This window comes from Rhodococcus sp. ACS1, from assembly GCF_002300155.1.
GTDB classification, from domain to species: Bacteria; Actinomycetota; Actinomycetes; order Mycobacteriales; family Mycobacteriaceae; genus Rhodococcus_F; species Rhodococcus_F koreensis.
In genome coordinates this window covers 292,954-318,931 of sequence record NZ_NSDZ01000006.1, presented here as the reverse complement: position 1 = coordinate 318,931, position 25,978 = coordinate 292,954, and the positions used below count along the sequence as shown (strand labels likewise).

General features: G+C 64.6%; 19 protein-coding genes and 1 pseudogene. 11 read left to right on the top strand and 9 right to left on the bottom strand.

The window, feature by feature from the left end; genetic code table 11:
* Window positions 1-6: 6 nt before the first annotated feature.
* The gene (locus tag CJ179_RS30000; protein WP_072941319.1) at window positions 7-969 is read right to left on the bottom strand and encodes an ABC transporter permease; all 963 of its coding nucleotides are present in this window, start codon (window positions 967-969) and stop codon (window positions 7-9) included.
* Between the two features lie 3 nt (window positions 970-972).
* Window positions 973-2,628, bottom strand: coding sequence for an ABC transporter substrate-binding protein (locus CJ179_RS29995; protein ID WP_241031259.1), 1,656 nt, complete (start codon window positions 2,626-2,628; stop codon window positions 973-975).
* 474 nt (window positions 2,629-3,102) lie between these two features.
* Here CJ179_RS29995 and CJ179_RS29990 point away from each other — a divergent pair, with 474 nt between their 5' ends.
* The 11 genes and pseudogenes from CJ179_RS29990 to CJ179_RS52930 all read left to right on the top strand — a co-directional run.
* On the top strand, window positions 3,103-3,480 hold the full coding sequence (locus tag CJ179_RS29990) for an ANTAR domain-containing protein (RefSeq protein WP_095863834.1): 378 nt from the start codon (window positions 3,103-3,105) through the stop codon (window positions 3,478-3,480).
* Window positions 3,481-3,902: 422 nt separating this feature from the next.
* Window positions 3,903-7,181 (top strand): protein kinase, encoded by a 3,279-nt coding sequence (locus CJ179_RS29985; RefSeq protein WP_095863833.1) that lies wholly within the window; start codon window positions 3,903-3,905, stop codon window positions 7,179-7,181.
* A 109-nt stretch (window positions 7,182-7,290) separates the two neighbouring features.
* The gene (locus CJ179_RS29980) at window positions 7,291-7,599 is read left to right on the top strand and encodes a hypothetical protein (protein WP_095863832.1); all 309 of its coding nucleotides are present in this window, start codon (window positions 7,291-7,293) and stop codon (window positions 7,597-7,599) included.
* A gap of 74 nt (window positions 7,600-7,673) precedes the next feature.
* The gene (locus tag CJ179_RS29975; RefSeq protein ID WP_241031260.1) at window positions 7,674-8,309 is read left to right on the top strand and encodes a VOC family protein; all 636 of its coding nucleotides are present in this window, start codon (window positions 7,674-7,676) and stop codon (window positions 8,307-8,309) included.
* A gap of 58 nt (window positions 8,310-8,367) precedes the next feature.
* On the top strand, window positions 8,368-9,558 hold the full coding sequence (locus CJ179_RS29970; RefSeq protein WP_095863830.1) for an epoxide hydrolase family protein: 1,191 nt from the start codon (window positions 8,368-8,370) through the stop codon (window positions 9,556-9,558).
* Window positions 9,559-9,717: 159 nt separating this feature from the next.
* Complete coding sequence (locus CJ179_RS29965) at window positions 9,718-10,608, top strand: NADP-dependent oxidoreductase (protein ID WP_095863829.1); 891 nt, start codon at window positions 9,718-9,720, stop codon at window positions 10,606-10,608.
* A 39-nt stretch (window positions 10,609-10,647) separates the two neighbouring features.
* Complete coding sequence (locus CJ179_RS29960) at window positions 10,648-13,107, top strand: LuxR C-terminal-related transcriptional regulator (protein WP_257015842.1); 2,460 nt, start codon at window positions 10,648-10,650, stop codon at window positions 13,105-13,107.
* Between the two features lie 163 nt (window positions 13,108-13,270).
* Entirely contained in the window at window positions 13,271-14,605 is a 1,335-nt protein-coding gene (locus CJ179_RS29955) for an NAD(P)/FAD-dependent oxidoreductase (RefSeq protein WP_179377681.1), read from the top strand.
* A gap of 60 nt (window positions 14,606-14,665) precedes the next feature.
* Window positions 14,666-15,148 carry a VOC family protein gene (locus tag CJ179_RS29950; RefSeq protein ID WP_095863827.1) on the top strand — a complete coding sequence of 161 codons (483 nt, stop codon included), beginning with the start codon at window positions 14,666-14,668 and terminating at the stop codon, window positions 15,146-15,148.
* Window positions 15,149-15,224: 76 nt separating this feature from the next.
* Complete coding sequence (locus CJ179_RS29945) at window positions 15,225-16,841, top strand: thiamine pyrophosphate-binding protein (protein ID WP_095863826.1); 1,617 nt, start codon at window positions 15,225-15,227, stop codon at window positions 16,839-16,841.
* Window positions 16,842-16,945: 104 nt separating this feature from the next.
* A pseudogene (locus CJ179_RS52930) lies at window positions 16,946-17,103 on the top strand (organic hydroperoxide resistance protein); the annotation flags it as partial.
* Between the two features lie 30 nt (window positions 17,104-17,133).
* On the opposite strand, the gene CJ179_RS29940 reads toward CJ179_RS52930, so the two are convergent.
* From CJ179_RS29940 to lpdA, 7 genes are all read right to left on the bottom strand, one after another.
* Window positions 17,134-18,126: an alpha/beta hydrolase gene (locus CJ179_RS29940; protein ID WP_095863825.1), complete on the bottom strand. Its 993-nt coding sequence runs from the start codon at window positions 18,124-18,126 to the stop codon at window positions 17,134-17,136.
* Between the two features lie 3 nt (window positions 18,127-18,129).
* Entirely contained in the window at window positions 18,130-18,969 is an 840-nt protein-coding gene (locus tag CJ179_RS29935; protein WP_095863824.1) for an IclR family transcriptional regulator, read from the bottom strand.
* On the bottom strand, window positions 18,966-20,141 hold the full coding sequence (locus tag CJ179_RS29930; protein WP_095863823.1) for a CaiB/BaiF CoA-transferase family protein: 1,176 nt from the start codon (window positions 20,139-20,141) through the stop codon (window positions 18,966-18,968). The genes CJ179_RS29935 and CJ179_RS29930 overlap by 4 nt, the downstream gene beginning before the upstream one ends.
* Before the next feature lie 100 nt (window positions 20,142-20,241).
* On the bottom strand, window positions 20,242-21,006 hold the full coding sequence (locus CJ179_RS29925) for an SDR family NAD(P)-dependent oxidoreductase (RefSeq protein WP_095863822.1): 765 nt from the start codon (window positions 21,004-21,006) through the stop codon (window positions 20,242-20,244).
* Entirely contained in the window at window positions 21,003-22,949 is a 1,947-nt protein-coding gene (locus CJ179_RS29920) for an NAD(P)/FAD-dependent oxidoreductase (protein WP_257015839.1), read from the bottom strand. Before CJ179_RS29920 ends, CJ179_RS29925 begins: the two co-directional genes overlap by 4 nt.
* Window positions 22,946-24,589, bottom strand: a complete 1,644-nt coding sequence (locus tag CJ179_RS29915) for a class I adenylate-forming enzyme family protein (RefSeq protein WP_095863821.1) — start codon at window positions 24,587-24,589, stop codon at window positions 22,946-22,948. Before CJ179_RS29915 ends, CJ179_RS29920 begins: the two co-directional genes overlap by 4 nt.
* Window positions 24,586-25,977: a dihydrolipoyl dehydrogenase gene (gene lpdA / locus CJ179_RS29910; RefSeq protein ID WP_095863820.1), complete on the bottom strand. Its 1,392-nt coding sequence runs from the start codon at window positions 25,975-25,977 to the stop codon at window positions 24,586-24,588. The genes CJ179_RS29915 and lpdA overlap by 4 nt, the downstream gene beginning before the upstream one ends.
* Window position 25,978: the final 1 nt, after the last annotated feature.

Genomic DNA, 25,978 nt, shown 5'->3' with positions numbered 1-25,978 from the left:
GCCTCCTTACCCGGCCGCCGGGGCGGCGCCGGCCAGGACCCGCGTGCGCAGCCGCGGGTCGAGCAGCGGATAGACGATGTCGACCACGAAATTGACGACCACGAAGACGACGGCCGCGAACACCACCACCGCCTGCACGAGCATCACGTCCTGCGTGCGGACTGCCGTCTCGGTCAGCCGGCCGAGGCCGGAACGCGAGTAGATGGTCTCGACGATCACCGCGCCGGCCAGCAAATTCCCGAGGGTGAGTCCGGCAATCGTCAGTGCGGGCAGGCTCGCGTTCTTGAGAACATCGCGCACCAGAACCCACAACCGGCTGGCGCCCTTCGCGACGGACACCGTGACGTAGGGCGCGTTCAACCCGAGTTCGATGTTCTTCAGCAGCAGCTGCGCGATGGGCGCCGACACCGGTATCGCCAGCGTGACGGCGGGCAGCACGAGCGAGGCGAAGCCGTCGTTTCCGATGGGGGGAAACCATCGCAGCTGGAACGAGAAGACCTGCAGGATCGCGAGCCCCACCAAGAACACCGGTACGGACACACCAGCCGCGGGGAGGGACGCGATGGCCTGCGACAGCCACGAACTGCGGGTGTACGCCGCCGACAGCGCAATTGCGAACGCCACGATCACCGCGAGCAGCAGTGCGGCACCCGCGAGGATCGCCGTCTGCGGCAACACTGCGAAGATCATCGACCACACGTTCTCCCCCGTGCGCACCGAATGCCCGAAGTCCCCGTGCAACGCACCGAACAGTCGCGTGGCGTACTGCACGACCACCGGCTGATCGAGACCGTAGTGTGCGCGCGCCGCGTCCTTGTCGGCGTCACTGACCAGTTCCGCCTCGCTCGGGTCGAACATGAGGTCGACGGTGTCGTACGGAAGCACGTACAGCAGGACGAACGTGAGCGAGTACGCCGCCCACACGACGAACAAGGACTGACCCAGTTTGGCGAGGATGTACCGTCCCATTGTTCAGCCCTGCTCTATCCAGGTGTCGTAGAACACGTTTCGCGACTGTGCCTCGTAGCCCACGTTGTGGACCTTCGGGTTGGCCGCGGTCACCTGGGCCGGGTTGTACACCGGCACACTGAGGATCTCCTCGTTGAGAACGAAGTCCTGCGCCGCGGCGGCCGCGGCGGCACGCTTGGCCGGATCGAGTGTCTCGTTGACGGCGCGGAACGTGTCGATCGCCTTCTGCCGGACGGGGTTGTCCGCAGTGATGGCGGCGCCGTTCGTGAACAGCGGCGAGTAGGTCTGCTCGAGCACCGCCACGTCCGATCGGCTGGTATTGAACACCTGGACGTTCCATTTGCCCTGCAGCTTGCTCGCCGCCTGGTAATCGGGGATGGGAAGGACCTGCAACTGCAGGTCCACACCGATGTCACGCAGATCCTGCTGGATGAGTTCGAACGCGGGCTTGTTGATCACCAGGTTGTTGATGGCGAGCAGACTCAGGTTGAGCGGCTTGCCGTCGGCGTTGACGCGAATACCGTCCGGGCCTTCCTTCCAGCCGGCCTGATCCAGGATCCGCTTCGCCTCGTCCTGGTTCTCGACCAGTCGATCGCTGAAGTCCGCATATCCCGGCACGCGCTCCGAGACCACCGAGGACGACGGCCGGTAGCTGTCGGTCAGTACCGTCTTCGCCAGCGCGTCCCGGCTCCAGCCGAGTTTGACGGCCTCGCGCACGGCACGCTCGTTGGTCGGGAAGAGATCGGTCTTGAAATCGAATGCGATATCGCGGCCCGGGATCAGCTGGGGAACGATCTCGTAGCCCTCGGCGCGCAGCGGCGCCTCGTCGGTCGTGTTGACGTCCAGGATCGCGTCCACCTCACCCGAGCGCAACGCCCCCGTCCGGACCCCGGCCTCCGGGATGACGAGCACTTCCACGGCGTCGAGGTAGGCGTCACCGTTGTGCCCCCGGCTCGCCGGCGCCCAGTTGTATCCTTCCCGCTTCCGCAGGACGGTCTTCTCCTGGTACACGTGTTCGGTCACGACGAACGGCCCGGTCGCCACGATGTTCTGTGGAAGCGCGCGGTCCTCTTTCCTCAACTGCAGCGTCGTGTGCCCGAGGATCCCGGCAAAGTACATCGAGAGACCCTGGAGGAAACCGGCACTCGGCTTGTCGAGGGTGACCTTCACGGTGCTCGGATCGATCACCTCCGTGCCGACGTACCCGCCCCAGTACGCGGATACCGGGACGACACCGAGTTCCTTGTTGCCGAAACCGAGGAGGTCGAAGTTCTCCTTCACCGAGTCCGCTGTCAACGGCGTGCCGTCGCTGAACGTGACGTCGTTCCGCAGGTGGAACGTGAATTCCGTCAGAGTCTCGTTGACGTCCCAGGACGTCGCCAGCCAGGGCTCGAGAGCACCCGATTCGGGATTCTGATAGACGAGCTTGTCGCTGATGTTGCTCGTGATCAGCGACTCCGGGTACGAGCTACCGGAATGCGGATCGAGGTTCGCCGGCGCGTCCAGGACGGCGAACCGGAGGGTCCCGCCGGGAACCGGATCCCCTCCGACGTTCGAGGAGGCCACCGACTGGGATGCGGCGCACCCGGTGAGCACCAGTGCTGCGGCGGCCGTAGCCGCAATCAGAGCTGTTGCTCTGCCGACGAATCTTCGGGTCATCTGACGGAACTCCTCAATGCATGGACGAACGGAAGGAAGGAAGACGAGACACGCGCGTGGCGCCGAATCCACCCCGACGACGGTCGGGCGGACGGGACGATCAGGGGATCGGAGGTACAAACTCCGAATCGGGTGCCCGCAGGCGCCCGGTCACGAGATCAGCGACAACAGTGGAACGCAGCGGAGGAGAACAGGGGGCCATGGGCGCTCATCACGTTCTTCCTTCCGCGTCTCGACACTCGTCACAACTGTGACCAGCTGAGTGTGCACAGTGCCGGAATGACGAACAACCAACCTGAACTACGAGGTTCTTTAAGATTGGCTCAAGGGAACGATCGGCCGACGATCGGCGGCCGCAGTGTGCCCGGTCGAGCTGATCTGTATCCCCATCCTCGGTGAACGGGGACGGGAATGCGACCGTATCCGTTTACGACTCCGCCACCCGGGGAATGTCGTAGGCGAAGGTGATGCCAGATGTTGAATTCCGAGATCTCGAACCCCGTGCGGACCGCCCGAAGCTTCCTCGACCGGCGCCGGGGGCCGTCGGACCGTGAACTCGTGACCACTGCGAAGGCGGTCCTGATCACCAGACGCGGCTACAGCGATGCCCAGGCTTTCGACGAACTACTCGACGTGGCGCGCAGGCACCACCTCTCCGTGCAGGGCGCTGCCCGGTGCCTGATCGATCTCACCAGCAACACCGGTCACCTCACGAGTCGCAGGCCGGTCGCATTCCCCGAGTGGGAAGGACTCCGCGGACCGTCCTCCGGGCACCACCGTCGTCCGTCGCAGCGGATGGACAGTCTGCAGGGACGCCACCACCCCCACCTCGCGACACAGGTTCGACCGTGATGACACCTGATGTGTAGGCGAATGTGCCAAGTGGGCAAGATAGGACGCCGCCGCGGAGTTACCCCGGCGGCGCCATGCACTTCGTCAAGAGTTGGTTGATGAGCGTGTCGATATTGCGACGCGCGGTGACGGGCCGCGTTCCTCTGCCGCGGCCCGTGCCCGATATAGGCCGAAGGCGGTCGGACCGGCCTCACAAGCGACGGGTTCGAGGATGCGAACTACTGCCGGAGCGGGGCATGCCGGCGACCCGCTTGCGGAGGTGCTCGCGCGGATTGAGCGCTGGGTTGACGCAGCTAGTGAAACAGGCATGACCATTCGCAACGCCACCGTCATTGCAGCGATATCCTTGGATACATCCGCGAGAGGCCGGCAGTGATGCATTTCTTCGACAGTGGCTCGGACCGGAAGAATCGATGTAGTCAATGACTGACATCGATCCTTTCGCGACGCAACGTGGCGCGTCGGGATCGGTCGCGATGGACCTCGCAGCCGCCGGATTCGAGGACGCACAAGAGGTCGGCCGCGGTGGTTTCGGGGTCGTCTACCGCTGCACCCAGGCGGCGCTCGACCGCACCGTGGCAATCAAGGTCCTCACCGCGGACCTCGACGAGGAGAACCGGGAACGGTTCCTGCGTGAGCAGCGCGCGGCGGGCAGGCTGACCGGACACCCCAATGTCGTCAATGTCCTCCATGTGGGCGTCACCGACAGCGGTCGGCCGTACATCGTCATGCCGTACCACGCCCAGGACTCACTCGACACGCGGATCCGGCGCGACGGACCGCTCCCGCTCGACGAAGCGCTGCGGCTCGGGGTGAAGATGGCCGGTGCCCTCGAGACTGCCCACCGCCTCGGGATCCTTCATCGCGACGTCAAGCCCGGGAACATCCTGATCACCGACTACGGCGAGCCGGCCCTGTCAGATTTCGGCATCGCCCGTATCGCCGGCGGGTTCGAAACCACCGCCGGCGTCGTGACGGGTTCGCCGGCGTTCACCGCCCCCGAGGTGGTGACCGGCGAACCTCCGAGTGCTGCTGCCGATGTCTACGGCCTCGGTGCCACGTTGTTCGCTGTGATGACCGGTCACGCTGCCTTCGAACGCCGCAGCGGGGAGCAGGTGGTAGCCCAGTTCCTGAGGATCACGGCCGAGCCCGTTCCGGACCCACGGAAGCACGGCATTCCCGAGGACGTCAGCACGATCATCGAACATGCCATGTCCGGTACCCCGGCGAGCCGCCCCTCCGCCACGGAACTCGGTCAGCAACTCCGCGCATCCCAACGTCTCCATAATTTTCCCGTCGACGAGATGGCACTGCACACCGAACCGGGAGACAGCCATCGCGAGGAGAAAGTGGCGGCGGCCGACCAACCCGTTCCCACCGCGCACGAATTCTTTCGTGAAGTGACAAGTTTCGTCGGACGCCGAAATGAAGTGGCCGCGGTCAAGGCGCGGCTCGCGGATTCTCGGATAGTGACACTCACGGGATTCGGAGGGGTAGGTAAGACCCGGCTGGCGTGCCGCGTCGCCTCGGAAGTGCGCAGAACCTACGCCGACGGCATCTGGTTCGTGGATCTCGCCGCGATCTCCCTTCCAGAACTTGTCGTCAGCGCAATTGCCGAGGCGCTCGATATTCGAGACGGAGTGACTGCGGATGGAACTCACTACCTCTTCGAATTCCTCGGTGGAAGGCATGCACTCATCGTCCTGGACAACTGTGAGCACTTGATCGAGGCGTGCGGAACAGTCGCCGCCGACATTGTTCGGCGGTCGGACCGCGTGCAGATCCTGGCAACCAGTCGGGAACCGCTCGGTGTGCTGGGTGAGGCCGTGTTCGAGGTTCCTCCCATGTCGGTTCTAGATGAAGCTCAGCTCGTCGAGGGACGAGACGGAAAGAGCTTTCATTCCGAGGCGGTCGATCTTTTCGAGCAACGCGCCGCATCCGTCGTCCCCGGATACACCCTCGACGACCAGAGCCGCCTGGGGGTTGCCCGTCTGTGCCGGCGGCTGGACGGCATCCCTCTGGCCATCGAACTCGCAGCCGTCCGGATCAGGTCCCTTCCCCTCGACCGCGTCCTGTCACGGGAGGGCGCACTGTTCGATCTGTTGACCCGGGGAAACCGTGGCGGTCCGGTGCGGCATCAGACGCTGCGTGGCGCCATCGATTGGAGCTTCGATCTGTGCTCGCCGGAGGAACAAGTCCTGTGGGCGCGGCTGTCGGTCTTCGCGGGCGGTTTCGATTTCGATGCAGTCGAGAGCGTGTGCACTGATCCGGACATCGTTCCGGATGCTCTCGAATTGATCTCCACTCTTGTCGAAAAATCGGTCATTTCCACCGTTCAGTCCGGATCCACGGTTCGATATAAGTTGCTGGAAAGCATCAAGGATTACGCGGTCGAGAGACTTGCCGAGCAAGGTGACCAGGACAAGTGGCACAGGAATCACCGCGACTATTTCCTGCGGATGTCGGAACGCAGCGAGGCTCAGTCACTGGCATCGGGCCAGCTGGAATGGAACCGTCGCCTCCGGCACGAGCGTGCGAACCTGCGGTCGGCGCTGGAGTACTGCCTGTCCACCCCAGGCGAGGCCCGAACCGGTCTGCGGATGGCAGGTTCGCTGTGGTTCTTCTGGAACGCGAGTGGCCTGCTACGAGACGGGCGGTACTGGCTGACCCGGGCCTTGGAGGCCGACCGCCAGCCGAGCCGCGAGAGGGCGAAAGCGCTCTGGGTGATCGGTTGGTACGCAATGATTCAGGGCGACATCACGACCTCCAAGCGCTACTTGCTGGAATGCAGCGACGTCGCGGAATCGGTCGGTGATCGAACCGCCCAGGCGTTTGCGCTTCAGTTCAGAGGCGCGGCGGAGGAGATCGACGGAAATCTCGAAGAAGCGTTGGAGCTTCTCACCGCCGGCATGTCACACCACGCCGAGTCAGGGGAAGTCAACTCCCTGACACTGTTGGGCGGCGCCCAATTGGCTTTCGTGCACTGCCTGTCCGGCAACCTCGAACAATCCCTTGCTTCGGCGGAGGAAACCATCGCCCAGGGCAAAGCGCTGCCGGAGCGGTTCTCGACGTCGTGGGCGCTGTGGGCGCGCGGACTCGCACTGTGGACCCAGCGCAAGTACCCGCAAGCTTCGGATTCGTTGAAAGAAGCGATCGAACTGAAGCAGTCACTGAGCGACTGGTTGGGTGTGAGTGCATGCACCGAGATTCTTGCGTGGATCGCGATCGAGGAAGGCAATCCCGCTCGATCCGCACGTCTGCTGGGTATCGGGCGCACTCTGTGTGGCGAGATGGGGAGCTCTCCGCTCTTCGGAAACGAAGAGTTGATCCGCACACGAACTCGTTACGAGAATCGCACCCGTCAGCTGCTGGGTGACTCTGCGTTCGAGCGAGAATCCCAGGCCGGTGAACGCCTCGAACACCTCGCGTCGATCGAATTCGCGTTGCAAAAGCGCACGTCCAAGCCGGCGGCGCAGGACACTCCTTCAGCGCAGGTGAAGCTCACCCCTCGTGAGAAAGAAGTGGGAAAGCTGGTTGCGGAGGGACTCACGAACAAGGAGATCGCGGAACGGCTGGTCATCTCGCCCCGTACCGCAGAAGGACACGTAGACCGCATCCTCACGAAGACCGGGCATCGATCCCGCGCGCAGCTTGCCGCCTGGATCGCCCGCGAGGAGAGCATCGATTCCCGAAAGCCGTAGTTCGGCCTCCGCTGGGTCCACCGGGGGCATACCTGCGTAGGAAATGCAGGTAGTGAAGCACGTAGATCACCGCCGTCACACGCGCCGTGCAATTGCGAGTCTTATCGGCATGAACAGCACGCACCTCCACCAGAACAACTCACACACCAGCATCTCCTCCTGGAAGCGGTTCGCCACCGCCGCGGTCGCCACCGCCGCACTCGGCGTCATCCCCGCCGGCACTGCAGCCGCGACCACAGCTGCCGCCACCCCCGTCGCCGTCGTCGCCGCACATGGCACTCCCCGCGACCACGACAACACCATGCAGCAGCAGAGCCGGCACGACCGGCAACGCGACCAAAGGCAGGACCGCCGCGCCGAAACCACCATCGGCGACCCACTCCTTGCCGGCTGGCACAGCAGCAGCACCCCGATGTAGGGCGTTTGCACCGTCGATCGCCCCACCCCACCGTCACCACCCACCAGAGAAATCCCCAGAAGGAAGTAATGAGCATGACCGAAACCCGCACCACCGAGGCGACCACCACCGCGACGGTCGCGACCGTCGACATGAAACTCGAGGTCCTCGTCCTCCCCGTCTCCGACATGGATCGCGCCACCGACTTCTACACGAAACTCAGCTGGCGACGAGACTTCACACCGCCCGACTCCGGCGTCGTCCAGTTCACCCCGCCAGGCGCCGCCACCTCGATCCATTTCGGCACCGACCTGACCACCGCCGCACCCGGCTCCGCCACAGCCTTCCTGATCGTCTCCGACATCGTCGCCGCCCACCAGCAGCTGGTCGCCGCCGGAACCGATGTCAGCGACATCTTCCACTACACCGCCAACGGCCCGGTCCCCGGACCGGACCCCGACCATTCCAGCTACAACTCGTACGCCAGCTTCCACGATCCCGACGGCAACACCTGGAAGTTGCAGGAAGTCACCACCCGGCTGCCCGGCCGCATCGACTCCGCCGCAACAACATTCAGTTCCCACCGCGAACTGGTGAAGGCGCTTTTCCGCGCGGCCATCGCCCACGGTGAACACGAGAAGCGCAACGGCGGACAGTACGACGAGAACTGGCCCGACTGGTACGCCGCCTACATGGTCGCCGAACAGGCCGGGTCTGAGCTGCCCATCTAACGCTCCGATCCACCCAAAAGCCATTCTCCACCAACAATCAACACAGCAAGGACCCCACATGTCTGTCACATCCGAAGTCGCGATCCGGCCGTTCACGATCGAGTTCCCCGAGACCGAACTCGAGGCGCTGCGCCAGCGCATCGCGGCCACACGGTGGCCCGACAAGGAGACCGTCGCAGATCACTCGCAGGGCGTGCCGCTCGCGACGAGCCAGGCACTCGCGCAGTACTGGGCGTCGGATTATGACTGGCGCAAGGTCGAGGCGAAGCTGAACGCTCTGCCGCAGTTCATCACGGAGATCGATGGGCTCGACATTCACTTCATTCACATTCGCTCGAAGCACGAGGACGCGTTGCCGCTCATCGTCACGCACGGGTGGCCCGGGTCGATCATCGAGCAGCTGAAGATCATCGAACCGCTGACCGATCCCACCGCTCATGGTGGTGACGCATCGGACGCTTTCCATCTGGTGATTCCGTCGGGGCCCGGCTACGGGTTCTCCGGCAAACCGACCACCACCGGCTGGGGCCTCGACCGCATCGCACGCGCCTGGATCGAGCTGATGAAGCGCCTCGGATACACGCGGTACGCGGCTCAAGGCGGCGACTGGGGCGCGATCGTCACGGAACTGATGGCTCTGCAGGCGCCGCCGGAACTGGTGGGCATTCACACCAACATGGCTTCCGTGGTTCCACCCGAGATCGATCAGGCGCTCCGCACCGGCAACCCACTGCCGTCCGATCTCTCCGACGACGAAAAGGCCGCCTCCGACCAGCTGGCATTCTTCTACCAGCACATCGGCTACGCCGTGGAGATGGGGACGCGCCCACAGACACTGACCGGATTGACGGATTCGCCCGTCGGACTGGCAACGTTCATGCTCGACCACGACGCGAAGAGTTTGGAGCTGATCGCCCGGGCCTTCGCCGGACAGCCCGAAGGCCTGACGCGAGACGACGTCCTCGACAACATCACGCTGTTCTGGCTGACGAACACCGCGGTGTCCGCAGCTCGGCTCTATTGGGAACTCACGTCCCCGGCGTTCCTCGCCACCAGGGGCGTCTCCATCCCGGTTGCCGTGAGCGTCTTTCCCGACGAGCTCTATCAGGCACCGCGCAGTTGGACGGAGAAGGCGTATCCCAACCTCGTCCACTACAACAAGCTCGACAAGGGCGGGCACTTCGCGGCCTGGGAACAGCCACAGCTCCTGGCTGAAGAGATTCGCGTGGGCCTGCGGTCGCTTCGATAGCCGAGCGCCGTCGGACGTGTGCACCGGCCCACGTCCTGCCGCGGGCGACCGGGTGGCTCACTGCGAGCCTCCCGGTCGCCCCGGCTGCGCGGCCACGCCGTGCGTTCTCTGCGCCACAGCCCGACATCGTCTCGTTTCACACAAGAAAAGGTATGAACCATGTTCGCTGTTCAGTTCGATTCTCCTGGATACATCGATGTGCTCCAGGTGCGAAATATTCCAGTCCCCAGTCCGGGTGAGGGTGAAGTACTCATCGCCCTCGAAGCATCGGCGATCAATCCCGCGGACGTGAAGATTCGTAGCGGGATGATCACACCTCAGGGAACTGCGCCGTTCACGCTCGGATACGACCTGGTGGGCACCGTAAAACAGACGGGCCCGAATGCCGGCCGGTTTCTGCCCGGTGATCGGGTCATTGGTGCCTCGACGTCGGCCGTCACCGGAAACGGGACATGGTCGGAGTTCGTCTGCCTCCCGGAGACGTCCCTTGCCCGTGCCCCCGAAAACGTCGACCCGGCCATCCTTGCCCAGTTACCCCTACCCGGCTTGACAGCGATGCAGGCCGCCGATGCTCTGCAGTTGACTCCGGGATCCGACGTGCTCGTCGCCGGAGCCGCCGGCGCGGTCGGACGTATCGCCCTGCAGCTTCTCCACCTCCGCGGATACCGCGTGCACGCGTTGGTTCGGCGGGCCGAGCAGGCGGAATCATTGCCGACCGGTGTAGCCGAGGAAGTACATATCGGCTCACTGCCGGTCTCCCGCGTCGACGCAGTGATCGACACCGCAGGAATTGACCTGTCCGCCGCGTTACGGCCCGGGGGGCACTACGTCACCGTTGTCCCGGGAAGCCCGCCCCACAGCGTGTCGCCGGAGAGCGCGACGCTGGTGATCACCCACGAGTCCGGCGCGATGTTGCACGCACTCGCCGAACTCCTCGCCGCCGGTGAGCTCGACCTCCCCGGCTCGACAACGTTCACGTTCTCAGAGATCGAGGCTGCTCACCACGAGTACGACCGCCAGCTGGGACGCCGCATCACGCTCGTCGTCTGACCGGCACGGTAGCGGCCCACCGAGATCAGCGAAGAATCCATGAACGACGAATCCAATCGAGCCGGGCCCGCGGGCCGCCCGACCGAACTCACCCCGATGCCCGTGCCGCCGCCCGACGCGAAGGCACGATCGGGCGGTGGTTCGGGCAATTCGATGCCGGTCCGGGGCCGAGGCCGGACCGGAAACCTGCCGGTGGACCTGACCGGTTTCGTCGGCCGTCGCCACGAGGTGGGCGAGACGAAGAAGATGCTGTCCGCGTCCCGGCTGGTGACATTGACCGGGATCGGGGGCGTCGGGAAGACCCGGCTCGCGCTGCGAGTCGCCACCGACTCGCAGCGAGCGTTCACCGACGGGGTGTGGCTGATCGAGCTCAGTGAGCTCTCCGATCCGGAGTTGGTGACCGGTGTCGTATCGGATGTCCTCGGACTGAGGAATCACACGGTGGACGCACCGTTGGTCCTGCTGACCGACCACCTCGCCGACAAGGATGTGTTGCTGGTGCTCGACAACTGTGAGCACCTGGTCGAGTCGGTGGCGGCACTGGCGGCCACCGTGTTGCGGACCTGCCCAGGGGTGCGCATCCTGGCGACGAGCCGGGAGCCGCTGAGGGTCAGGGGGGAGGCGGTGACCCGGGTTCCGCCGATGCAGACCCCCAACCCAGACCATGCGCCGTCGCTTCGCGGGGTGCCCGGCTACGAATCGGTCGCGTTGTTTCTGCAACGAGCCGTCGCCGCCGTTCCCACGTTCGAACTCACGGAGGACAATCAGGTGGCGGTGGCGCAGATCTGCGCTCGCCTGGACGGATTGCCATTGCCGATCGAATTGGCCGCAGCTCGGCTGCGAGTCATGTCCGTGCACCAGATCCTCGACCGCTTGACCGATCGATACCGCCTGCTCACCGGCGGTAGCCGTGCCGCACCAGACCGGCAGAAGACGTTGCGGTGGTCCATCGACTGGAGTTACGAGCTGTGCACCCCGCAAGAGCAGCGTCTGTGGGCGCGGTTGACGGTGTTCGCCTGCAGCTTCGAACTCGACGCCGCCGAAGCCATCTGCGGCGAGGGTGATCGGGGCGACGATCTGCTCGACGTCGTGTCGGCACTGGTCGACAAATCGATCTTGATCAGGGAAGAGGCCGGCGACGTGGTCCGGTACCGGATGCTGGACATCTTGAGAGAGTACGCCCAGGAAAAACTGCAGCCGGGCGAATACCCCAACCTGCGCAGACGCTTTCGGGACTGGTACCAGGAGCTGATCACGCGTGCCGCGGCCGACATCATCAGTCCTCGTCAGCTGCATTGGCTCGATCTCCTCGATAGGGAACAGCCGAATCTTCGTGCTGCCCTACATTTTGTGCTCTCCGAACCAGACGAGGCCGACGCCGGACTGCGCATGGCGGTCGGGTTGTTCCCGTTCTGGATCTCCCGCGGATACCTGCGGGAGGGCCGGCTCTGGCTCGACCGGGTCCTCGCCGCCCACGTCGGCGAATCCGGTGCGGATCCGGCCAAAGCCCTGTACCTGGTCAGCCTCTTCGCGGGAGTGCAGGGAGACGTGACTGAAGGTGTTGGTCTGCTGGCCCGCGCCGATTCCCTCGAGGATCGGCCGGGCGCCACCTGGATGCGTGCGCTGCGGGGATTCGTCCGAGGATTCCTCGCTCTCTACAACCGCGACTCCGTCTCCGCCGTAATGTATTTCGATGAGGCGATCGGTGCCGCGCAAGAAACCGAGGGTGCCGACTTCTTACACGTAGTGAGCCTGTTGGGCAAAGGGCTCTCCTACGTGTCGCTCGGCGACGCGTCCAAGGCGCGCGTCTGCCACGCGGAAATGCTTGCCCTCGCCGGGACACTCGGCGACTTCGTGTACTGCGGGCGGTCCGCGATGATGGGGGCCTGGGCGTGGTGGTGCGATGGTGATCGCACCCGGGCGCGAGCGGTCATCGAGGAGGGAATCCGACTGTCGACTCGTGCCGACGACTCGTTCGGCATCGGCTGCAGCCTGGAAGCGCTCGCATGGATCGAGACCGACCACGATCCCGGCTGCGCCGCAGTCCTTCTCGGAGCCGCCGCCGCAATCTGGCGGGACGTCGGCGGAACCATGGCCAACTATCTCACCGGTCTGAGTTACCACAGCGACTGCGAACAGCAGGCACGCCGTGTGCTCGGTGACCGACAGTTCGACGAGAAGTACCAGCACGGCAGCGCGTTCAGCGTCGACGACGCGGTCGAATACGCCTTCGATATACAGCCCGTGCCTGCGAAGAAGTCTCCCGAAGTCGGCACCCTGAGCCGACGTGAACGACAAGTCGCCGAGCTCGTCGCCGAGGGGCTGACCAACAGGGCGATCGCCGCAAAGCTGGTCATCTCGCAGCGGACCGCACAGGGGCACGTCGAACGGATCCTCTCCAAACTCGGCTACACCTCGCGAACGCAGATCGCCACGTGGCTCGTGGAACAGCGACACCAGCAGAACCCCGGCCCCGAGATGCGAACTCACCACTCATGACCAGGCCGGCGTTGCATACCGCCGCCACTGATCGCACCGACCAGCCACCACGGCGACCGTGACCGATCGCCACACCGTGCGTCCCCCTCTCTTGTCAGGTGAGTGGACGAGCGATACCATCACGATTACCAAAACTGGAAACACATTTCGAAAGTAGGAAATCTTGAAGGTCCAGCGAATTGCCGTGATCGGCGCAGGGCCCGCCGGGCTGAGTGCAGCCAAACACCTCATCGGACGGGGCTTCGACGTCACCGTCTACGAGAAGGGGTCCGAGGTCGGTGGGCTGTGGGTATACGACAACGACAACGGGATCGGCGCGGCATATCAGTCGCTGCGGATCAACTCCGAAGCGAAGGACACCGGTTACCGCGACTTTCCGATACCCGCGGAGGCATCCCTGTTCCCCACTCACTATGAGATGCGGGCTTACTTCGACGCCTACGCCGACCACTTCGGTTTGCGGGCGCACATCGTTGTCAACACCACGGTCGACAGCGTCGAGCCGGTAGCAGAAGCACCCGCCTGCCCGCGCTGGAAGCTGAAGCTGAACGATGGCACGGAACCCGAATTCGACCGTGTGGTGGTAGCGAACGGACACCAGTCGATCCCGAGCCACCCCCCGTTCGCAGCCGACTTCACGGGTGAATACCTGCATTCACGGGACTACCGGGCGCCGGATCGCTTCGCCGGAAAGAAGGTCCTCGTGATCGGGACCGGAAACAGCGGCCTGGACATCGCTGCGGATGTCTGCATTGTGACGGACCGAACGGTGCTGGCTGCCCGCTCTCCCGTTCTGATCATGCCTCGAATGATGTTCGGTGCTCCGTTGTCACGCTTTCTGGCGAAGGTGGAGCGCCCCTGGCTACCTTGGCCGCTGGCGCGCCGGGTCCGAGAACTGGTCACGCTGGTCGCGCACGGGCGGATGGAGCAATGGGGCTTCACGACACCGAAAACACGGACGCACCCGGCCAGTCACCCGACCGTGATGTCCCATATCGCGTGGAACCGAATCGCGGTCCGTCCCGGAACACACAGCGCCGAAGGCACTACCGTTCGATTCGACGACGGAACGGAAGAGGATTTCGACGCCGTGATCGCCGCGACCGGCTACCAGTTCGACATCCCGTTCCTCAGTAGCGAGGTGTCGCCGATCAACGGTGGACGCATCGACCTGTATCGAAGGGCCGTGTCGCCAAATTGGCCCGGCCTCTACTTCGTTGGACTATTCGACGTCAGCGGCGGCGCCAATATCCGGATGATCGACATCCAGAGCCGTTGGCTCGCCTCTGTCATCGCCGGAGACGTCGACCTTCCCGACGAGGCCGCGATGCGGGTGGCGATCGCTGCAGAACACGAGCAGATGGCTCGGCTGTATCCGTCGGGGCGGCGGTACGGACTCGAGTTGGACCCACGTGAGTACGGTCTCGCCGTTCGTGAAGACCTCGCGAAGGCGAAAGAGAAGGCCGCGGTATCGGCTCAGATCCCGCAACCTGTCTGATCGGTTGTGCCTCAACCGATACGAATTCCCCCCGGTGTCACCGAGAAACAAAGGAACGAGATGAGCCACCCCGTCGTAGCCGTCAATCACGTGAGCGTGCCAGCTCGTGAACTGGGTGAGTCGGTGCGCTTCTATGAAAACTTTCTGCATCTCGAGCAGGTCCCGTCCCCGACCTTCGCAGTTCCGACCGCGTGGTTCTCGATCGGTGACAGGACACTACATGTATACGAGTACGGGGCGACGACGGACGTAAGGCAGATTCATCACTTTGCGTTGGAGGTCAGCGATTTCATGGGCCTGTACGACCACGCGACGAACCTGGGGATCAAAGAAGAGGGATTTCTCAGCACCATATATGAGCTTCCGGATGGCGGGGTCCAGATGTATGTCCGAGATCCGGCGGACAACCTCATCGAATTGGTTTGCCGCGACCGGTCGACAGTGGACCGTGGCCGAATTCCCGAATACAAAGTACTTGCCGACACCATCTCACAAGAGCCGGCGTCAGAAGGCGCGCGGATGTTCAATTACCACGTGCAATGACCGCGGCGCCGTTGGGAATCCGCCGACTGATCGGCACAACGTGGTCTCGAGACGTTCTGAACGAAAGGGTCAACCGATGCAGGTCTACAAGGCTCTCGCCCAAGGGCTGATCGACCATGGGGTCGAGACAATGTTCGGCCTGATGGGCGACGGCAACCTCTACCTGGCGAACCACTACGCCTCGATCCCTGGAGCCACATACATCGCATCGGCGCACGAGGCCGGCGCCGTGTTGATGGCCAATGGCTACGCCAGCGTTTCAGGAGAGGTCGGCGTGGCGACCGTCACCCACGGTCCAGGATTGGCCAACGCCCTTCCGCCTGTGATCGACAGCGTGCGGAGCCGGATGCCGATAGTGTTGATCTGCGGCGACACCGTCGAGGGTGACCGAAACACCCTGCAGGACATCGCACAAAGAGACCTGGTTCTTCCGACAGGGGCCGGTTTCGAACAGGTACGGCGCCCCGAGACCGCTGTTCAGGATTTGCGCGAGGCCCTGTGGCGGGCGACCGCAGAACGCAGACCGATCGTACTCAACGTGCCGGTGGACTACATGTGGAAAGAGGCTGAGTACCAACATGACCCTCTGCCGACTGCGGACCGGATCACCACACTGGACCCTGACGCGATGGACCGAGCGGTCGGGATTGTTGCTGCCGCCGAGCGACCGATCGTCCTGGCCGGCCGCGGGGCGGCGACGCCGAGCGCTCGGGCAGCCATCTGCCGGCTCGCCGAGCGTCTCGGTGCGCCGGTCGCAACCACGTTGCGGGGAAAGTCGCTGTTCGCGGCGGACCCAGGGGCGCTGGGAGTATTCGGCACACTCTCCACCTCCGCCGCTCTGGACCAGATCGGCAAGAGCGATTGCGTCATCGCGTTCGGCGCGAGGCTGAATTCCTGGACCACGGATTCAGGGGCCCTCCTGGACGGCAAGCGAGTCGTGCAGTGCGATACCGATCCACAGGCGATCAGGCGACACATCGATGTCGATGCTGCTGTGCTGGGCGACGCTGCGACGATCGCGGACGCGATCCTCGGGTATCTCGACGAGGCAGAAGTCCCTGCCCGCCGGTTTCGGAATGACTGGATCGAGAAGTCAGTTGATAGCGAGGACTACGAGATCCCAGCGTCTCCCACTTCTCTCGTGGGCAGTATCCCATTCCGTGAGACCGTGCGAGCAATCGACCGATTGATTCCAGAGGACCGAGTGGTCGTAGTCGATGCCGGTCGCTTCATGTTTGCAGGATATAAGCTCCTGCACGTTCCTGACCCCTATTCACTCGTGCATACCTGCAACTTCGGCGCGATCGGCCTGGGCATGGGGAACGCGATCGGAGCCGCGCTCGCCGCGCAGGGCAGGCCCGTATTACTGGTCTGTGGAGACGGCGGCTTCATGCTCGGTGGAATCACTGAATTCGTCAGCGCCGTGCAAAACGGGATCGACTTGATTGTCATGGTCCTGAACGACTCGTCCTATGGCGCCGAGCACATTCAGTTCCGCAACCGGGACATGGACCCTGCCCGGACACTGTTCCGGTGGCCGGATCTTTCGGCGCTTGCAACTGCCCTCGGGGGCGAGGGAGTCACCATGCGAGTTCCCGACGATCTCACAACGGTGGAGAAAGCTATCGTCAATCGCACACGACCGCTCCTGATCGAGGTCGAGCTCGACCCCGACGACGTGCCCACTGACTGATCGGAGTCATGAGCCGGTCGATGCTCGACTTGTTGGGAATAACCTACCCGAAGTACCCAGTGCTGCTGGTGTTCTGAGAACGGGACCTCGCGATCCCCATCGAGATGGGCGGGTCCGGCGACGGCACCAACCCCGAGCAACTCCACACTCCAGCTCGTCGGCCGTCAGGCCGGGGCCAACGTCGCCGACTCGGCCGTCGGCGCCCGCAGGGATCGGCTCCACGGACGGCGGCAGATTCGGCCTCGCCGTCACCCTCGAGGTCGCGAGGGTCTGATGCGGACCCGGGGCGATGTCAGGGCGAGGCCGGATCGCCCCGAAGGGCGCAGCGCAGCGCCTCGATGCGTTGCGCCCATGCCTGACGGGTGCGCTCCGCCCCGGGAGCCAGCTGGTCGAATCCGTGGTACGCGCCGGGGTGGACGTGCAGCTCCAGGGATACCCCTGCTGTCGCCAATGACTTTGCGAAACGCAGGTTTTCGGAGAGGAATAGATCGAGCGAGCCGACGTCGAGGAAAGTCGGCGGCATGCCTCTCAGATCCGTCGCGCGGGCCGCGGCGGCGTCGGCGGGGACCTCGGTTCCTCCTGCCCTGTCACCGAGGATGTGACGCCACGCTTCGATATTGTGCTCGCTGTCCCAGACGCCGAGCGCCGGCTGAGCGCCTTGCACGCCGGTGCGGTCGTCGAGCATGGGCGCCGCCAATGCGAGGAGCGCGATGCGGGGGTCTCTGCGGTGGCGCCAACGCAGGGCGAGCGCCGCTGCGAGCCCTCCTCCTCCGCTGACGCCGTAGACGGCAACTCTGTCCGGGTCGATCCCCAGTGTGTGACCCGAATCCATCATCCAGGTCAGTGCTGCCGTGCAATCGTCGATTGCAGCCGGGTAGGGGTGCTCCGGGGCCAACCGGTAGTCGATCGAGACCGTGGTGGCCCCAGTGCCCGCAGCGAGTTGCGCCGCATATGCGTCCTCGGCCTCGATGCTGCCCATGACCATTCCTCCGCCATGGATGTAGAGCAGTCCGCCCTCGCAGCGGTCTTCGGCAGGTTGGTAGATCCGCGCCCGAACTGTCGAACCCGCCTCCAGAACGATGTCGCTACGGACGACTGCAGGCTGCTCGCCAGGGGCCGTGACGCTCATGCCCAGCCGGTCGTACAGTCGACGCCTCTCTTTCAGGTCGGCGACGCTGAGGAAACCGCGTGGTCCGAGAGAATCACGCAGCGTCGCGAGCTGTCGGCGCATCTGCGGGTCTATCCGGTGTGCCTCCGGGATGTCGGTGTCGCTGGGTGCCCTCATGTTTCAGCGCCGCGCCGCTCTTGCAGCAGACTTCGTGGCAGTTTCGCCGGCCGCCCCGCTACCGGGGGCGGCGGTGCCAGGCGAAACCAGTTTGGCGAGGTCGTTGACGCCGAGATCGTCTTGGATGTCCGCAGCGGTCCGCTGGCTCTGCTCGATCAGCTCGTCTTCCCGGGCGGTGTCGAGGCCTGCACTGAGCGCGGAAACGTGGATCGCAGCCACCATCGTCCCGGCGGCGTCGCGAACCGGAACAGCGATTCCAAAAATTCCCGGATAGCCCTCCTCTCGGCTGACGGACAGTCCACTCTGCCGGATCCGATCGAACTCGGCTTCCAGCAATTCCGGTTCGGTGATCGTGGTGGACGTCAACCGGCGTTGCGGACGCGCAAGCACCCGTTCGCGCAAGTCGTCCTCATATGCGGCATACAGTTTTCCGACCGCGGTGGCATGCAGCGCCAGGGAATCGCCGATCCTGATGTTGACCGACACGGGCTGCGTCCCTCGAAATCGATCCACGTACACGATCCGGTCGCCGACCCGTACCGCCAGGTACACGTCGTTGCCGAGGGTCTTGGCGAGATGTTCGAGATGCCGCCGCCCGAGCGTACGTACTTCGAGCGAATTCATGATCTTGATCCCGACTCGAACAGCCCGCGGGCCGACCGTGTAGCGGAGATCGTCTGTGGCCGCGATAATTTCGGCGGCGAGCATCGTCTGCAGCAGGTTGTGAGTGCTGCTGACCGGCGCGCCGACCGCCTGACTGATCTCGGTGAGCCGCAACCCGTCGGGTGCGTCGACGAGTGCGTCGAGGACATCGAATGTCCTCAAGAATCGATCCGGGTTCATGCCTTGACCTCCTGAGCCGTTGAAGCGATCGAGCCAGATGCGAGCAGCGCATCGATCCTTGCTTCATCCATACCCGCTTCGCGGAGCACCTCCACCGAGTGCTGTCCCGGTTCCGCCACCCCGCGCCGCACCTGTGTGGGCGTGCGACTGAATCGGGGAGCCGGGGCCGGCTGGGTGATGTCGTCCACCTTGATGAACGCATTCCTCGATACGTTGTGACGATGACTGGGCGCTTCCAGCATGGACAGGACCGGAGTGACGCACGAGTCGGTGTTCTCCAGCAGCGCCGTCCACGCGTCGCGGGTCCGCGTCCGGAAGACCTCTGCGAACACTTCGCGTAGCGCCGGCCATCGACTACGGTCCCACTGATCGGGAAGATCGCGCCCCTCGAGCCCGAGAACCGAGAGGAGGTTTGCGTAGAACTTCGGTTCCATGGCGGCCACCGCGACATACTTGTCGTCGGCGGTGGCGTACACGCTGTAGAAGTGGGCGCCGCCGTCGTTCATGTTCGACTCCCGGTCATGGTCCCACATGCCACGCCCGGACAGCTCGTACATCATCGTCATCAGCAGCGCCGAGCCCTCGGCCATCGACGCATCCACCACCTGGCCCCGACCCGAGTTCTTCGCTTCGAGCATCGCTGCGACCATGCCGAACGCGAGAAGCAGGCCTCCACCGCCGAAGTCGCCAATGAGGTTCAACGGCACCGTGGGCGCCTGATCCCGGCCGCCGATGTGGTGCAGCACGCCGGCGACCGCAATGTAGTTCAGGTCGTGACCGGCACGCTGGGCCAGGTCGCCATCCTGGCCCCATCCGGTCATTCTCCCGAAGACCAGGCGCGGGTTTCGAGCCAGGCACACCTCCGGCCCCAAGCCCAGGCGTTCCATGACTCCGGGCCGGTATCCCTCGATCAGTCCGTCCGCGTTCTTCAGCAGTTCGAGCACGGTATCGATCCCACCGGGGGACTTGAGGTCGACTGCCACCGAGCGGCGCCCCCGGCCGAGCCCCCCGGTGGTCATTCGGACCAAGTCGTCTGGTGTACCGCCATCCGCGGAAGGTACCCGGTCGATGGTGATGACATCAGCTCCCAAGTCACTCAGTAGGAGAGCGACGAAGGGCGTCGGTCCGATGCCTGCAAACTCGACCACACTGATCCCCGCCAACGGACCCATACTTGAACTCCCAACACTCAATTAGCCACATTCTACATAATAACGGATTTGAATTCGATATCTCGAAAGGATGGATCCTCGGGTCAATCTCGACGCAGGCTCACCGCGGCCCCATCCTGATCGCGCCGTCGAGCCGGATCACCTCACCATTGAGCATCGAATTCTCGATCACGTGCTGCACGAGACCTGCATACTCATCGGGATTGCCGAGCCGACTCGGGTGCGGAACCTGCGCCCCCACCGAGGCGCGCACCTCATCCGCGACTCCCGCGAACATCGGAGTTTCGAACAAACCGGGGGCAATGGTGACGACGCGGATCTGGTGCCGGGCGAGTTCCCTCGCTGCCGGCAGCGTCAGTCCTGCGACTCCGCTCTTGGAGGCCGCGTAGGCCACCTGCCCGACCTGCCCCTCATATGCGGCGATCGAAGCAGTGCAGACCATCACGCCTCTCTCTCCGTCGGTCTGCGCCTGCTCACTCATCGCGGAAGCAGCGTGCGCGATGAGGGCATAGGTTCCGCCGAGATTCACAGCCACCGTCTGCGCGAACAGCTCTCCCCTGTCGCTGCGCGGGCCCACCAGACTCCCGCTGGTCGCAATTCCAGCGGCGGCCACCGCGATCCGCAGCGGAGCAAGCTCCCGTGCCGTCTGCACGGCAACACCCACGTCGTCCCACTTCGTCACATCCCCGGGTACGAAAACGGCGCCGCCGCCCAACTCTGCGGCGAGTGTCGCGCCTGCCGCCTCCGCCCGGGGGAGGTCGAGTAGCACTACGCTCGCGCCGGCTCGGGCCAACCGGCGAGCTGCAGCCGCGCCGAGCCCCGACGCTCCCCCGCTGATCACTGCGGAGCAACCTGCAATCTTCATTCCATGTCTCCTGAGGTACGTTCGGTGGTCCGGAAGTCGCCCAGATCGGCTCGGCGGATCATGTCCCAGAAGTCGACCACCTTGAATGGGTTGTTGACCACGACCCGCCCCTTGGAGTTGCGGTAGTAGACGTCCATCCCGGGGTGGGACCACACCATCCGAGAGTGTGCGTCGTCCACTTTGCGGTTGTAGTCGTCATAGACGTCCTGGCTGCACTCCACGGAGTCCAGGTCCTTGGTGATCATCTGGTTCATCAGATCGACGATGTAATTCATCTGGAGCTCCATCATGGAGATGAGGCTTCCTCCGTGCCCGAACTGGGTGTTGGGACCGTACAGGCAAAAGAAGTTGGGGAAATCGGGAACCGCGACGCCGAGATAGGCACGCGCGTCGTCACCGTCCCAGGCCGCCTCGAGTGTGCGGCCGCTGCGGCCCGTGATCCGCATGGGGGCGAGGAATCTGACGACGTCGAATCCCGTGGCGAACACCAGAACGTCGACTGGATGTGTGAGACCGTCCGTGGTGTGGACGCACTGATCCTGGATCTCGGCGATCGGTGTCGTCTGCAAGTGGACGTCTTCGCGGGCCAGCGTGGCGAACCAGCGGTTGTCGAGCAGCATTCGCTTCCCGAAGGGCGGATAGGTCGGCAGCACATCGCCGAGCATCTCCAAGTTCCCGTCGAGCTCCTTGACCAGGTATCGGGTGAGGAAACGCCGGTGGCCGTCGTTCACCGCATTGATCGACCGATGCTGGTGCGGCCATTGAGCATCTCTCTGCAATCCGTCGTGGCCGCGGTCGTTGAAGATCCAGGTCAGCCGAAGCCGATACCACGACCGGTACAGCGGGACCTCAGCCATGAGGTAGCGGATCGGCTCTGGAACGTCGACCTTGAATTTTTCGAACGGGGCGGCCCACTGTGGCGACCGCTGGAATACCGTGACCGACTCGGCGGCATCGGCGATCGCGGGAACCAGCTGCATCGCGCTCGCCCCGTTGCCGATCACCCCTACTCGCCGGCCTGCGATGTCCAGGTCCTCCGGCCACCGCGCTGTGTGGACCACGGGCCCGGTGAACGAATCGGTGCCCGGGATCGCGGGGATCTTCGGCTTGTTGAAGGCGCCGACTGCGCTGATCACGATCGCAGCAGTGGTGGTCGATCGGTGACCGTCCTGGTCGATCAGATCCAGCGTCCACCGCCGGGTGTCGTCATCCCAGGTGGCACCCTCGACCTCGATGCCGAACCTGATGTTCGGGCGAATTCCGAACCGGTCGGCAATCTGTTGGAAGTAGCCGTGCAACTCATCCCGTGAGGCGAACCATCGGGACCAGTCGTGCCGCGCGAACGAGAACGAGTACAGGTGACTCGGTGTGTCGACACCGCATCCCGGGTAGCGGTTCTCCAGCCATGTTCCGCCGACTTCGTCGTTCCGCTCGAGCACGGTGTAGGAAATGCCCAACTCGCCCAGCCGGTATGCGGCACAGAGGCCCGACGCGCCGGCGCCGATGACGACGGCATCGAAGCCCGGGGGCGGGACCATCGGGGGAGCCGCGCTCGTCCCGCCCGCCCCGACCTGCAATTCGTGGGTGGCCATGTCGGCGTACTGGTCGGGCACGTGCTCGCCGACCGACACGCGCAACATCTCGATCAGCTGGTCGGGTGACAGTTGCGCAACCGCGAGGGAACCGCTCCTGCCCCAATTCAGGATCGCCTCTGCGGCGGCGCGTCGAATCTCGTCCTGGAGCGACTGTTCGAGCCCGGCTGTGTCATTGTCGCTGAGCCCCCGTACAGGGGTCGGCAGGTAGGGCTCGGCCAACCAACGCTGCTCCCCTGTCATCTGGAACAACACCATCAGCAAGGTCGGCACGTTGGCCACCGCCACAGCCTCGCGAATCCTTCGTTCGTCCAGCCGCGAGGTCTCCGCCCCGACATCGGTGTTCGTCACTCTGTGTACTCCTTCGTGTTATCGGACGACGCCCACACTTCCTTGGCTTCGTCCAGCAAAGCGTTTCGAATGAGCTTCCCCGTCAAGGTTCGAGGTAACTCGTTATGTTTCATCACGATTCGGCCGGGAACTTTATAGGAGGCGATGTGATGGCGGCAGTAGTCGACCAGCGCGGCCTCGTCTGCGACGGCGGAGCCCTCGATGCGGACGAACCCGATGGCGACCTGTTCCTTGTCGGTGTCGTCGACCCCCACGACCGCCGCCTCCAAGACCTCGTCGTGAGTGAGCAGGAAGTCCTCCACCTCGAGCGGGGAGACGTTGATGCCACCGGTCCGGATCATCTCCGAGGCACGGCCGGCGAAGTGCAGCCTGCCGTCGTCGTCGAGTCGCCCTAGGTCACCGGTACGGAACGTGCCGTCTTCGGTGAACGCAGCGGCGGTCTCATCCGGCTGGTCGAGATAGCCGGACGAGACGAAGCCGGACACTGTGATCTCGCCGACCTTCCCTGCGGGCAGTTCGGCGCCGGTCTCCGGGTCGATGATCGAAACCAGGTTTCCGGCCAGCGGTGACCCCTGGATCGAGCATTTCATCTCCAGTGGCCAGTCATGCGGAGTGACCGTGGCGCCGCCGTACATTTCCGTCGACCCGTATGCGTTGCAGATGTCGCTCACACCCAGTTCTTCTGCGGCGGAGCGGACATCGGCGTCCGGGCCGATCGTCATCCCCCGTCGCAGACTCGCGGTGCGGGCGCGGGAGAACCCCGGATTCGCCAGCAGGCTACGGGTGATCGAGGGCAACGTGTAGATGGCAGTGCACTGGTGCCGCTCGATCTGCTCGAGGACTCCGCCTGCATCGAAGGTCTCCTGGAGGACGCTCGTGCAACCGGTGACGAGGGCGACCATCAGTGCGTTGGCCCCGCCGTAGCTCCAGAAGAGCGGGACAGGCACCACGATTCGGTCCTCGGGTGTGATCCCCATCCGCTCGGCGACCTCCCGAGCATGGTCGATGGCATCGTGTTGTCCGAGCCGGACGGCTTTCGGCCTCGATGTCGAACCCGATGTGTAGAGAACCAGAGCGGTGCCATCGGTGTCGGTCTCGACGTCGGGGACGGCGCTGCCGCGACGATGTTCGCCGAGGTCTCGGAACGCGTACGCCCCCGCCGGGACCCGGTTTCCGATGATCACCACACCACGCAGTGCGGGGTAGGCCACGGAACGCCAACCTGGCCCGGCGGCACTCCACGCTTCGGGGACGAGTTCGCGGATCGTGGCCATCAGGTCGGTCGGGCCGAATCCATCTACTGTGATGAGCACCTCGCAGCGCGAGTGGGTGAGTAGATGATCGAGATCCCACCGCCGCGACCACGTCGCGAAGGCGGCCACGGTGGCTCCGACCGTTATCGCGGCATAGGTGGCGACGAGCCACTCTCTGCGGTTCGTGCACAACAGACCGACCCGGGTTCCCGGGCCGACTCCGATCGCGCGCAGCCCAGCCGCAGTCGACGCCACGGACTCCGCAAGCTGACCGTGGCTGAGCTCTCCTTGTTCGTCGATGACGGCGGGCTGGGAGCGGCGTTGTCGTGAGGTGTCCTGAATGATCTCGGAGATCGACGCGGGCAGCGGCGTCTCGGCGGTGTTCATCGGTTCCTCCTGCGTGCAGCGCGACGGCGCGCGGCCACCGCGGCCGCATGCACCGTCTCCACCAGAGACGGATGTGGGTGAATGGTGGCCACCAAATCTTCGGCGCGGCAGCCGGTCTCGACTGCAACTGCGGCCTGGGCGATGAGATCACACGCGCTGGGGCCGACCATGTGTACCCCGAGCACCACGTCCGTCTCCGCGTCGACGACGATCTTCACCATCCCGTCGGCCTCGCCGAGCACCACAGCCCGCCCGGACGTGGCGAACGAGCTACGGCCCACTACTACCTCGTACCCCTGCTCCTCGGCCTGCTCCGCCGTCAGCCCCACGGCCGCGATCTCCGGATCGGTGAACGCGATGAGCGGCACCTGCGCGTCGAAGGCGCTCGGCAGCCCGGAGATCGCCTCGGCGGCCACGACTCCCTCTGCCATCGCCTTGTGGGCGAGCGCGGGTCCTTTGGTGATGTCCCCGATGGCGTAGACATGGGGCAGCGCGGTTCTGCCTTGCTCGTCTACCGGGATGTGTCCGGTCGCAGTCACTGTGAGTCCCAGCATGTCGAGCTGCAGGTCGCCGGTGACCGGGCCGCGGCCCACAGCGACCAGGACCGCGTGCGCGGGAACCCGGTCGTCTGTGCCGTCCTTGCGGATCAGCAAGTCATCGGCCTGGACTCCGACGGCGGTCGTGCCGAGGCGGATGTCGATCCCCAGCTCGCCTGCGCGCTCGGTGACCACCTGCACCAGGTCGGGGTCGAATCCCGCAAGCAACCGGTCGGTGGCCTCGACAACGGTGACGTGAGTGCCGAAATGGGCGAACGCCATGCCCAGTTCCATCCCGACGTAGCCGCCTCCCACAACTACGAGCGAGGGCGGCACCTCGTCGAAGGCGAGCACTCCCGTCGAGTCGAACACCCGGATCCCGTCGACGGGCAGAGCCGCGAGCTCGACCGGTTGGGAGCCGGTGGCCAGGATCGCCTGCTCGAACCGAAAGTGCTGGACGTGATCACCGCTCTCGACCGATATCCGGTGCTCATCGAGAAAGAACGCGGTGCCCGACACCACCCGCACCCGGCCCAGGGTGGCGCTGACGCCCCCGACCAGCCGGTCGACGACCTGCTTTCGCCAGGCCTGCAGACCGGAAAGGTCGATTCTGGACTGCAGCTGTGGTCCCTGGACGGGAAGTCGTGCGCTACGGGCAAGGTCATGAGCGGCGGTCGTGAAGACCTTCGAGGGAATGCATCCGACATTCAGACACACCCCACCGAGATCGCTCCGCTCGACGAGCAGCACCTCTTTGCCCAGCTCCGCGGCCCGGGCGGCGGCCGTGTACCCTCCAGGGCCGCCACCCACCACCAGTACCTCGACGGGCTCGGCCATCTCTCCTACAACCATG

What these genes read in the sequence shown, in the direction of transcription:
- CJ179_RS29945 (WP_095863826.1), top strand. Translation starts at nt 15,225, where the DNA reads ATGCAGGTCTACAAGGCTCTCGCCCAAGGGCTGATCGACCATGGGGTC.
- CJ179_RS30000 (WP_072941319.1), bottom strand. Translation starts at nt 969, where the DNA reads ATGGGACGGTACATCCTCGCCAAACTGGGTCAGTCCTTGTTCGTCGTG.
- CJ179_RS29990 (WP_095863834.1), top strand. Translation starts at nt 3,103, where the DNA reads ATGTTGAATTCCGAGATCTCGAACCCCGTGCGGACCGCCCGAAGCTTC.
- CJ179_RS29975 (WP_241031260.1), top strand. Translation starts at nt 7,674, where the DNA reads ATGACCGAAACCCGCACCACCGAGGCGACCACCACCGCGACGGTCGCG.
- CJ179_RS29935 (WP_095863824.1), bottom strand. Translation starts at nt 18,969, where the DNA reads ATGAACCCGGATCGATTCTTGAGGACATTCGATGTCCTCGACGCACTC.
- CJ179_RS29965 (WP_095863829.1), top strand. Translation starts at nt 9,718, where the DNA reads ATGTTCGCTGTTCAGTTCGATTCTCCTGGATACATCGATGTGCTCCAG.
- CJ179_RS29960 (WP_257015842.1), top strand. Translation starts at nt 10,648, where the DNA reads ATGAACGACGAATCCAATCGAGCCGGGCCCGCGGGCCGCCCGACCGAA.
- CJ179_RS29985 (WP_095863833.1), top strand. Translation starts at nt 3,903, where the DNA reads ATGACTGACATCGATCCTTTCGCGACGCAACGTGGCGCGTCGGGATCG.
- CJ179_RS29970 (WP_095863830.1), top strand. Translation starts at nt 8,368, where the DNA reads ATGTCTGTCACATCCGAAGTCGCGATCCGGCCGTTCACGATCGAGTTC.
- CJ179_RS29925 (WP_095863822.1), bottom strand. Translation starts at nt 21,006, where the DNA reads ATGAAGATTGCAGGTTGCTCCGCAGTGATCAGCGGGGGAGCGTCGGGG.
- CJ179_RS29980 (WP_095863832.1), top strand. Translation starts at nt 7,291, where the DNA reads ATGAACAGCACGCACCTCCACCAGAACAACTCACACACCAGCATCTCC.
- CJ179_RS29950 (WP_095863827.1), top strand. Translation starts at nt 14,666, where the DNA reads ATGAGCCACCCCGTCGTAGCCGTCAATCACGTGAGCGTGCCAGCTCGT.
- CJ179_RS29940 (WP_095863825.1), bottom strand. Translation starts at nt 18,126, where the DNA reads ATGAGGGCACCCAGCGACACCGACATCCCGGAGGCACACCGGATAGAC.
- lpdA (WP_095863820.1), bottom strand. Translation starts at nt 25,977, where the DNA reads ATGGTTGTAGGAGAGATGGCCGAGCCCGTCGAGGTACTGGTGGTGGGT.
- CJ179_RS29915 (WP_095863821.1), bottom strand. Translation starts at nt 24,589, where the DNA reads ATGAACACCGCCGAGACGCCGCTGCCCGCGTCGATCTCCGAGATCATT.
- CJ179_RS29930 (WP_095863823.1), bottom strand. Translation starts at nt 20,141, where the DNA reads ATGGGTCCGTTGGCGGGGATCAGTGTGGTCGAGTTTGCAGGCATCGGA.
- CJ179_RS29995 (WP_241031259.1), bottom strand. Translation starts at nt 2,628, where the DNA reads ATGACCCGAAGATTCGTCGGCAGAGCAACAGCTCTGATTGCGGCTACG.